The organism is Hyphomonas sp. (assembly GCF_037969335.1).
Taxonomy (GTDB): Bacteria; Pseudomonadota; Alphaproteobacteria; order Caulobacterales; family Hyphomonadaceae; genus Hyphomonas.
Genome location: NZ_JBBKXE010000095.1, coordinates 39,288 through 48,584, shown reverse-complemented (window position 1 = coordinate 48,584; position 9,297 = coordinate 39,288). Strand labels below are relative to the sequence as shown.

At 60.8% G+C, this 9,297-nt stretch carries 8 protein-coding genes; 3 read left to right on the top strand and 5 right to left on the bottom strand.

From position 1 onward, the window contains the following. The 3 genes from AADA04_RS07645 to AADA04_RS07635 all read right to left on the bottom strand — a co-directional run. A partial coding sequence (locus AADA04_RS07645) for an NUDIX hydrolase (protein WP_340692664.1) occupies positions 1-450 on the bottom strand: 450 nt, incomplete at its 3' end. Continuing rightward, positions 447-668 (bottom strand): hypothetical protein, encoded by a 222-nt coding sequence (locus AADA04_RS07640; protein WP_340692663.1) that lies wholly within the window; start codon positions 666-668, stop codon positions 447-449. The genes AADA04_RS07640 and AADA04_RS07645, both read right to left, overlap by 4 nt. Next, the gene (locus tag AADA04_RS07635) at positions 665-2,893 is read right to left on the bottom strand and encodes a S9 family peptidase (protein WP_340692662.1); all 2,229 of its coding nucleotides are present in this window, start codon (positions 2,891-2,893) and stop codon (positions 665-667) included. The genes AADA04_RS07640 and AADA04_RS07635 overlap by 4 nt, the downstream gene beginning before the upstream one ends. 148 nt (positions 2,894-3,041) lie before the next feature. Here AADA04_RS07635 and AADA04_RS07630 point away from each other — a divergent pair, with 148 nt between their 5' ends. The 3 genes from AADA04_RS07630 to ettA all read left to right on the top strand — a co-directional run bounded on the left by AADA04_RS07630 (position 3,042) and on the right by ettA (position 6,458). Next, positions 3,042-3,677 (top strand): tetratricopeptide repeat protein, encoded by a 636-nt coding sequence (locus AADA04_RS07630; RefSeq protein WP_340692661.1) that lies wholly within the window; start codon positions 3,042-3,044, stop codon positions 3,675-3,677. 100 nt (positions 3,678-3,777) lie between these two features. Further along, positions 3,778-4,710, top strand: coding sequence for a hypothetical protein (locus AADA04_RS07625; RefSeq protein ID WP_340692660.1), 933 nt, complete (start codon positions 3,778-3,780; stop codon positions 4,708-4,710). An 83-nt stretch (positions 4,711-4,793) separates the two neighbouring features. Next, positions 4,794-6,458 carry an energy-dependent translational throttle protein EttA gene (gene ettA / locus AADA04_RS07620; RefSeq protein WP_340692659.1) on the top strand — a complete coding sequence of 555 codons (1,665 nt, stop codon included), beginning with the start codon at positions 4,794-4,796 and terminating at the stop codon, positions 6,456-6,458. A gap of 3 nt (positions 6,459-6,461) precedes the next feature. Here the strand turns inward: ettA and AADA04_RS07615 are convergent, their stop codons facing one another. Both AADA04_RS07615 and AADA04_RS07610 read right to left on the bottom strand, forming a co-directional pair. Continuing rightward, positions 6,462-7,838: a mechanosensitive ion channel domain-containing protein gene (locus AADA04_RS07615; RefSeq protein ID WP_340692658.1), complete on the bottom strand. Its 1,377-nt coding sequence runs from the start codon at positions 7,836-7,838 to the stop codon at positions 6,462-6,464. Positions 7,839-7,910: 72 nt separating this feature from the next. Further along, a complete protein-coding gene (locus AADA04_RS07610; protein WP_340692657.1) occupies positions 7,911-9,122 on the bottom strand; it encodes a glycosyltransferase family 4 protein in 1,212 nt (403 codons plus the stop codon). Between the last annotated feature and the right edge of the window lie 175 nt (positions 9,123-9,297).

The window sequence follows — 9,297 nt, the reverse complement described above, 5'->3', positions numbered from 1 at the left end:
CATCTCCAGCACCTCGATTTCCTCGTTCGGGTCCAGCGTCTGTGCGTGGGTCTTCGTACACCCGGTCGCGAGGTAATAGTGTATCTGGTTGTCCTGAATGGCCGGGTTCGGGAAACAGGCGCCGACGGGGATCATCTCGCGTGCGGTATAGCCGGTCTCTTCCTGCAGCTCGCGCCGGCCCGCCGCCTCTGCGTCCGTCTCGCCCGGATCCATCACGCCGCCCGGCACGCCCAGCAGGACCACGTCGCCCGCATGGCGATATTCGCGGATCAGCACGACATTGCCTTCATCCGTAACCGGGATCAGCGTCACCCAGTCTGTGAACTCCAGCACATGATAGGCTGGCACCACATGCCCGTCCTCGCGCTCGCACCGGTCCGTACGCAGCGACATGAACTTGTCCTTGAAGGTCTGGTGGCTCTCGATAATTTTCCAGGGCTTGATGGTCATTTCGTCAGGCCCATGCGGGCCAGCTTGGCCATCAACAGAAACCAGGGCCCGGCGTGGAGAAAGAAGTCAAAAATATCTACCGGCCTTTTCAGGGTTCCCGCGGTCAGCATTTTCAGTTTTTCCCAGATATGCGGTTCGGGCGTGAACGGCGCCAGCCCCAGCGTCAGGCAGGCGACGATCACGATAATGAGCGGGATCCGGTCGAGTAACTCTATCATGTTGAGGCCTTTAATTCGGGTTTGAGGTGGCGCTCCAGGAACGCCATGCGCGTTTTCATCAAATGCACCTGCAGGGGCTCGCCGCGAATACCGTGGCGCTGGCCGGGATAGGTCATCAGGTCGAAGGCCTTGCCCTTCTCCTGCAGCGCCGCCATCAGGCGGGTCGTGTTGTCGAAGGTGACATTGTCATCCGCCATGCCGTGCATCAGCAGCAGCGGTGTTGTCAGATTGTCGACATAGGGAAAAACACTTGAGGCTTCATAGCCGTCCGGATTGTCTTCCGGCGTATCCATGTAGCGCTCGGTATAGAACGTGTCGTAGAGCCGCCAGTCGGTCACCGGCGCGCCAGCGGCGGCCGCCGCGAACGTGCCCTCCGGCGCCTGCAGCACGGCCATCAGCGTCATGTAGCCGCCATAGGACCAGCCCTGGATCGCGATGCGGCTGGCATCCACGAAAGGCTGGCTTTTCAGCCAGTCGACGCCCACCAGTTGGTCGCGTACTTCCGGCCCGCCCGTGCGGCGATAGATGACGTCCTCGAATGTCTTGCCCCGGTTGGCCGAGCCGCGATTGTCCAGCCGGAACAGGATATATCCCTCGCGTACATAGAACTGGTCCGACACCCGGCCCCATTCATTGACCACGGTCTGCACATGCGGCCCGCCATAGACCTCGACGATCACCGGATACTGTTTCGCCGGATCGAAGCCCGGCGGCTTCAGGATCGAATAATGGAGGTCCTGACCATCCTCGGCTTTCAGCGTCCCGAATTCCGGCATGGAATGATCAGACAGGAATGGCGCATAGGGATGCGTCTCATCCAGCCGGTTCTCTTCGATCCATGCGATCAGCGACCCGTCCGCCTTGTACAGCCCCACCTGCGGTGGCTGGCCGGGCGATGAGCTTGTGCCGACGAAGGACTTGCCGTCTGCGGCCATCGTGATGGCCCAGGTCCTGCCGGGCGCCGTGATGCGTTGGGGCTCACCGCCCGACAGCGCCACCGTATAGAGGTGGCGCTCAAGCGGTGTATCGGCATGGCCCGTGAACAGCACCGTTTCATCCTCGGGCTGGACGGCAAGCACCTTGTCCACGGCCCAGGAACCGGTTGTGACGGCCTGCGCATCGCCGCGCCGGTTGAGGCAGGCGACATGCCGAAAGCCAGACGCTTCGGTTGTTGTGAGAACGTGCACGGGCTGCACACTGTCGCGGCCATGCGCGTCCGGTGAGAAGGCGATGAAATCAGTGTCGAGATTGATCCAGCAGCGCTGATCTTCCCCGCCCATTGCGGTGGGTGTTCCGTCCGGAAGGCTGAACAAGGTGCGGCAGAGGCGGGTCTGGTGTCGGTCGACGCCCTGTACGACGAGGGCGCCATCCGGCAACCAGTTCACCCGCGCCAGGTATTGGTCCGTCGCCGCGCCCCAGTCGTCTCTCCGCCATTTTATCTCGGTCGCCTCTCCCGTCGCCATGTCCCGAACAAACAGGTCCACCACCGCATTCGGCCGTCCGGCGCGCGGATAGCGCTGCTCGATGACGCTCACCTTGTCCGCCTCTATGTCGAAGCGTGGTATGATATCGACCGTGGATTCATCCACGCGCGTATAGGCGACATATTTGTCGTCCGGGCTCCACCAGTAACCGGTGAAACGATGCATCTCTTCCTGCGCCACGAATTCGGCAACGCCATACGAGATGGCTTTGTCCGGCTCCGCCGCTGGCGACAGGCGGCTCTCGTCGCCGTTTTCAAGGTCGATCGCATACAGCGCGCCCTCGCGGACAAAGCTGGCATAACGCCCTTTCGGCGACACTTTTGCATCCGTTTCGAACGCATCCGTATCGGTCAGCTGGCGGACCTCCGGCTCCCCTTCGCCCAGGCTTACCAGGTACAGGTCACCCCCCAGCGGCACCAGTATCGTGTCCGCCGTACCCCAGCTGTAATCGACAATGCCCTTGGTGCCCGCAATCCGCTTGCGCTCGCGCAGCGCCTTCTCCGCTTCGGAGAGTTCTGCGTCGTGAGGTTGCAAGAACTGCGAATTGATCAGCCGGCTCTGAGCGCCCGTTTGGACGTCGAACTGCCAGAGATCCAGCCGATCCTGCTCATCCGGACGGCCTTTCAGGAAGGTCACCCGTTTGCCGTCCGGGGAAAACTTCACGCCGCGTGGAGCCGGGCCCGACAGGGAAGGGGAGGCGTAAAGACGCTCCGGCGTCAGTGCTGTTGTGGAATCAGACAATTCGGCTCTCCGCTGGCTCAGGCGCGCACACTAGCGCCCATGGCGCTCCTGTCATCCCGGCGCTCAAAAATCGCGCACTGATTGATTCATTGTGGCAAAACTGTGTTTTCCGTCTAGTCAGCCCGCCGGTCTGATCTAATGTACCGGCATGGATGAGGGGCTCTTCAATTATGAACGCACTCACACGCTGCTTGACGGCAGTGAGGGCGGGGAGTCGCTCCTGAAGGCTGTCGAGGCGATGCGTAAGGCCGCCAATGATGGCCATGCCGCCGCCGCCAATAATTTTGGCACCCTGCTGCACCATGGCCGGGGGGTCCACCAGGACCTTACGGCTGCGAGAGCCTACTATCATCAAGCCGCCGAGACCGGCCTGCCAAATGCGCGTTTCAACCTCGGCTTCCTGCTCGTGCGCGGGCTGGGTGGCGAAAAGGACGAGGCGCGCGCCCGGACGCTGTTCCTGCTCGCTGCAGAAGACGGCGATCTCGATGCCATCACCCATCTCGGCGCCATGATGATGGCAGGTGCCGGTGGCCCGCAGGACTTCGAATCTGCACTCAGCTGGTGGGCCCGGGGCGTCGACCTCGGCGACAGCCGTTGCGCCTTCAACCTTGGTATCGCCCATGCCGGTGGGCATGCAGGTGACGTCAATTTCGTGGCCGCTTGGTACTGGTTCAAGCAGGCCCAACGCTTTGGAAATGACGGCGCTACAGCCGAGCTTGATCGCTTGGACATGGTGATGTCGGAAGAAGAGCAGGCCGCCGTGATCGCCTGCACGAGTCGCTAGGTAGCGCACGCCGCGTCGAGCCAACCCCTTGGCATGAGCCCTGAACAAATTGCGTTTCGTTCAGGGTGCTGATATCGTTGAAGACTTGGGGAGAGACACAATGCTGAAATGGATCATGAGACTCGCCGCGGCTCTGGCCGTGTTTGTCATCGCTGCAGGATGGTGGCTTTTTGCCGGATTCAGCAAGGCGCCCGCTGCAGCGCCAGGATTGTTGGACATTGATCAATGGCGCAGCATGATCCGCGATGCGGGAGGTGACCTGCCGACAGAGATCCGCGTGCTGGAAGTCGGTCACGACTCGGCCCCGATGCTCGCGGCCCGCGCGGGCGCATTCACGGGCCAATGGCTCACCAGCTACAATTCCGTCCAGGTCGTCTTTCCTGACAGCACGCTTGTCATCGGCGGCGCGCTCGACCGGTCGACCTCCGAGGGCATGGTTCAGTCTCCGGAAGACTGGTCCTTCGACGATGCGGCCTATCGCAAGGTCGTCGATGCCATGCTGACGGCCGACAAGGTGCTGATGACGCATGAGCATCCCGACCACGTCATGGCGATTGCGCGGCACCCGGACCCGGACGCGCTTGCGCCGCGTCTCTGGCTGAACGCGCCGCAGTCGGCGACCCTGCCGCAATTCGCAAATGGCGAACTGCCTGCCGTTCTGCGCGACCTGCCGCCTCGGCTCGACGGAACGGTCCAATGGGTCGCGCCCGGCGTGGTGGCGATACCGATGGCCGGTCACTCACCGGGCGCCCAGCTGTTTTTCGTCACGCTGCAAAACGGCCATGAATACCTGATGATTGGCGATACGGTCTGGTCGATGTCGTCCATTGAAGACTTGACGATGCGGCCAGTCTTTACGCAATTCGTCGTGTTCGATCCGGACGAGGACCGTGCGGCTATCCGGAAGCAGGTACGGGCCATTCATGACCTGATGCAGGCCAATCCGCAGCTGACCGTATTTCCCAGCCATGATCGCATCTGGCTCGGAAAGCTCTCGGAAGAGGGACGGATCATCTGGGGCTTTGCTGACTAGCATTGCCATTGACCGCTTGATTTTCCGTGGCGCGCGCGCAAGTACAGCGCGTCCCATACCCGTTTGCACAGGAATACCCCGCCATGGCCGGTCCCCAATATGTTTTTCAAATGCAAGGCCTGACCAAGGCCTATGCCGGCGGCAAGAAGGTGTTCGAGAACATCCACCTGAACTTCCTGCCGGACGCCAAGATCGGTGTCGTCGGCGTCAACGGCTCGGGTAAGTCGACCCTGCTGCGCATCATGGCGGGCGAAGACAAGGATTTCCAGGGCGAGGCCTGGGCGGCCGCAGGGGTCAAGGTCGGCTACCTGCCGCAGGAGCCAAAGCTGGATCCGACGCTGAGCGTGTTCGGGAACGTCGCCGCCAAATGCCCTGAAAAGCAGATGCTCGACCAATTCAACGCCATTTCGGAAAAGCTAGGCGAAGACTATTCCGACGAACTGATGGAAGAGATGACCGCGCTGCAGGAGCAGATCGACGCGGCCGATGCTTGGGACATCGACTCGAAGATCGACATGGCCCTGACCGCGCTGGGTTGCCCCGAGAACGACGCCGACGTCGCCAGCCTGTCAGGCGGCGAAGCCCGCCGCGTCGCCATTTGCCAGCTGCTCCTGTCGAAGCCCGACATGATCCTGATGGATGAACCGACCAACCACCTCGATGCCGAAACCGTCGCGTGGTTGCAGAACTTCCTGATCAATTTCCCCGGCTGCGTCATTCTCGTGACCCACGACCGTTACTTCCTCGATGACATCACCAACTGGATCCTCGAACTCGATCGTGGCCGCGGCATCCCTTATCAGGGCAACTATTCCGCGTGGATCGAGCAGAAGGCCAAGCGGATGGAACAGGAAGCCCGCGAAGACACCGGCCGCAAGCGCACGCTGGCCAAGGAACTCGAATGGGTCCGCTCCGGCCAGAAAGCCCGCCAGGCAAAATCCAAGGCCCGTATCAGTGCCTATGAAGACATGGCGTCCCAGGCCGAGCGCGAGAAGGTCATGACCGCGCAGATCCGCATCCCCCCGGGCCCGCGTCTCGGCGGTGTGGTTCTGGAGGCTGAACACCTGCGTAAGGCGTTTGGCGACAATCTCCTGATCGAAGACTTGAGCTTCAAGCTGCCGCCCGGCGGTATTGTCGGCGTGATCGGCCCGAACGGTGCTGGTAAATCGACCCTGTTCAAGATGATCCTGAAGCAGGAAGAGCCGGACTCGGGCAGCCTGCGCGTCGGTGAGACCGTCAAGATTGGCTATGTCGACCAGAGCCGCGACAAGCTCGATCCCGCCAAGAACGTCTGGGAGGAAATCTCCGGCGGTACGGACGTGATCGACCTCGGCGGCGTGGAAGTCATGTCGCGCGCCTATGTCGGCGCCTTCAACTTCAAGGGCACTGACCAGCAGAAGAAAGTCGGCCTTCTCTCAGGCGGTGAGCGCAACCGGGTCCACCTCGCCAAGATGCTGAAGGGCAGCCACAACCTGCTCCTGCTCGATGAACCGACCAACGATCTCGACGTCGAAACGCTGCAGGCGCTCGAAGAAGGCCTCGACAATTTCCCCGGCTGCGCCGTTATCATCTCGCACGATCGCTGGTTCCTTGACCGCATGGCCACGCACATTCTCGCCTTCGAGGGCGACAGCCATGTTGAATGGTTCGAAGGCGATTTCTCGTCCTATCTCGAAGACAAGAAACGCCGTCTCGGTGCCGATTCCGTCACGCCAAAACGTCTGAAATTCAAGAAGTTCGCGCGCTAGTGCCTATTCCACCGGACGCCCGGAATCCAGGAGATCTGTCTCCATGGTTTCGGCGCGTTCTTCGTCCACCTTCTTTTCGATATGGTGGTCCGGCGTGACATCCAGCGCTTCGGAGCCAGCGGTCGCCGCGACTGCCGCAGGCTTGCGTCGATCAGTCGACGCGGCGTCCTGCATGCGTCGAACCGCTTCGCTACCGACAGGCCCGTCAAAGCGCAGGCGGTAGATCGGTTCGGGCAGTGTGAACCCGCCCGTTTCCAGCGCATCCTTGGTGGCGCTTATGGCGAGCCCGCGTGCCTTGCTGAAATCGGTTTGGGTCTGGTTCAGCCAGCCCTGGAAACGCAGCACGATATTGGAATCACCCACCGTCTGGATGAAGGCGCTCGCATCTGGCTGTTTCAGGACGAAGGGCAGCGCGCCCAGCGTATCGAGACCGAGCGTCATCGCGGCGATCGGATCATCTTCGGCATCCACGCCAAGATCGAATTCGAACCGGCGTTCGGGATTGCGGCTATAGTTGAGGATCACGGCTTTGAAGACCATCGCGTTGGGAATTCGCAGGTGATTGCCGTCCAGCGTCATCAAGACGGTGGCGCGTGACGTCAGGCGCACAACCTTGCCCTCCTGGTCTCCGATCACGACATGCTCGTTGGCGCGAAATGGCTGACGCAGGCTCAGCATGATCGAAGAGATATAGTTCTCGAGACTGTCCCGCACGGCAAAGCCGATGGCGATACCCAGCACGCCCACGCCGCCGATTATGGTCCCCATCAGGGCGGTTGCGCCGACCAGGCTAAGCGCCAGCACCAGCGCCACCGCAACTGAGGCGACGCGTACCGCCTGCGAGACAAGCTCGGCGAGAAACGGATTGCGCAGCAAGCGGCGCCACAGCCACATCCAGTTCGCCAGCAGGTGCCCGGCAAAGCTGATGATCAGGAACAGCGCCAGTCCCAGCCCGAGAAGCGGAAGGGCGCGATAATAGCTTTTCATCTTGGTATTGAAATTGTCGACGAGCGGCGAAACATTGCCCTCGATATCAAGCGTCCGGTCAATCTTGTCCTCGACCGTGACAACGCCCTCAAGACGTCCGGCAATATCCTTGGCGCGTAGCGCCGTAGCAGAGTTTGACACGGAGCCCGTCAGCGACACCACGCCCTCGCGTACGTCGACCTCGACATGGGCGAGGGAGTCGATTTGCAAAAAAATCGCTGCAATCCGATTTTCGATCGCTTGGTCGTCAGGCGCATTTGCCCGGGTCTGGACTAGCTGCTGGGGGGATGGAGGTGATGACGTTTCTGGGGTCTGGCCGGTCCCCGGAAGGACAGGCAAAGCCCACAGGGCCAACACACACACAAGCCGGAGCAGGTTCCATCGTGTCGTCATTCGGATAATGTCATCCCGCGTCAGCCTCAGCCAATATAAGGCATGAGCACTCCTGTAGTTCCGAACTGGACACTAGGCCAGTTGGTCCGCCAGTTCAGCAATGGTCGGCGAGGACACGTCGAGCGGCCCCCGTTCGGGCCGGCTCGACAGGCTTTCTTTGGCGATGCGTTCATAGAACGGATCGTAAAAGGCCCCTGACACGGTCGGCGAGAACATTTTTTCAGCCGTCAGCCTTGCGTTGCGGCGCAGCGGCAATATTTTTTCGGGAACGTCGAAATAGGGACGGAGCGCGCCCAGAGCATGGTCTGCAAGTTTCTCGATCTCGTCTTCGTAGAAACGGGCGTAGGATTCTGTATGCCTCTGGTCTTTTGGCGGTTGGACCCAATGACCCAATTCGTCCACATTGAGGGGCAGCATCAGGCCGTTGACCCCGTCCTGCAGGAATTCCGGAATGGCTTGTACGGGAGTCGCAATTGACGGCACGTGCTCGGCCATGGCCTCGATAATCGAATAGCCAAACGTATCGGAGAAGGTCGGCAGGAAGCCGAAGTGCGACCGGCGCAGCATCTGCCGGACATCGCCGTTTGGCAGGCCGCTGAACAGCCTGACATTGGGAAGTTTGAGCATCTCCATATAGGGATCGAAAAACCCGTCGCTCGTCGGATCTGTCCATGTGGCGGCGCCGACCTTGAGCGATGACACGATCTGGACGCGCAGGGGCAGGTTTTCAGCGTGCGCCTTTTGCGCCAGCAACGCCGCAACGCAGCCGCCCTTGCGTCCGAAATGCGCGCCAATGAAGGTGATCACCAGGTGGTCCATGCGGCCCTGTTCGAGATCCTCGGCGAGTGCATCTTCCTTCAGTCCCAGCAGGACATTCGGGTGGCGCACCATGAGCTTGTCCAACAGGTCGCCGGACGTGCTGAGGCTCTTGGTCTGGTCGATGAACTGGTTGCGGGCATAATGCGACAGCGCAATGATCCGACGGCAATGGCGACCGGATAATTCCCTTGTCATCCAGTTGGTGTAGGAATTGTCCCGTTCAAATCCGAAACGTCGCGGCAGATGGCTCTCGAACGAGATGACATATTTTTTCTCGCCGATCGGAACCCTGTTGAAGGCATGGACAAGATCGGCATTATGGAAGGGCGCAAGCAAAGCGACGCCGTCAAGTCGGCCGTAAATCTTGTCGAAGGGCAAAAACAGGCGGCTGTCGATCTGGTGCCCGCTGCGCCGGGGCACGACGAACGAGGTCGGATATCTGTCCTTGTAGACCGAAACTCTCATTGGGTCTTGAAACCAATCCGGATGTAGTCGCGCGCCGCACGCCAGGAATGGGCACGGCGAAGACCCAGCCGGATTATACCCGCCGCGTCCCCTTGGTTTCGCTTTATATACGAAGTCTATGACAATTTAACCAAATTCTTCCAAGAGGCGACTGCAAGTCCCGGAAAACAATCAA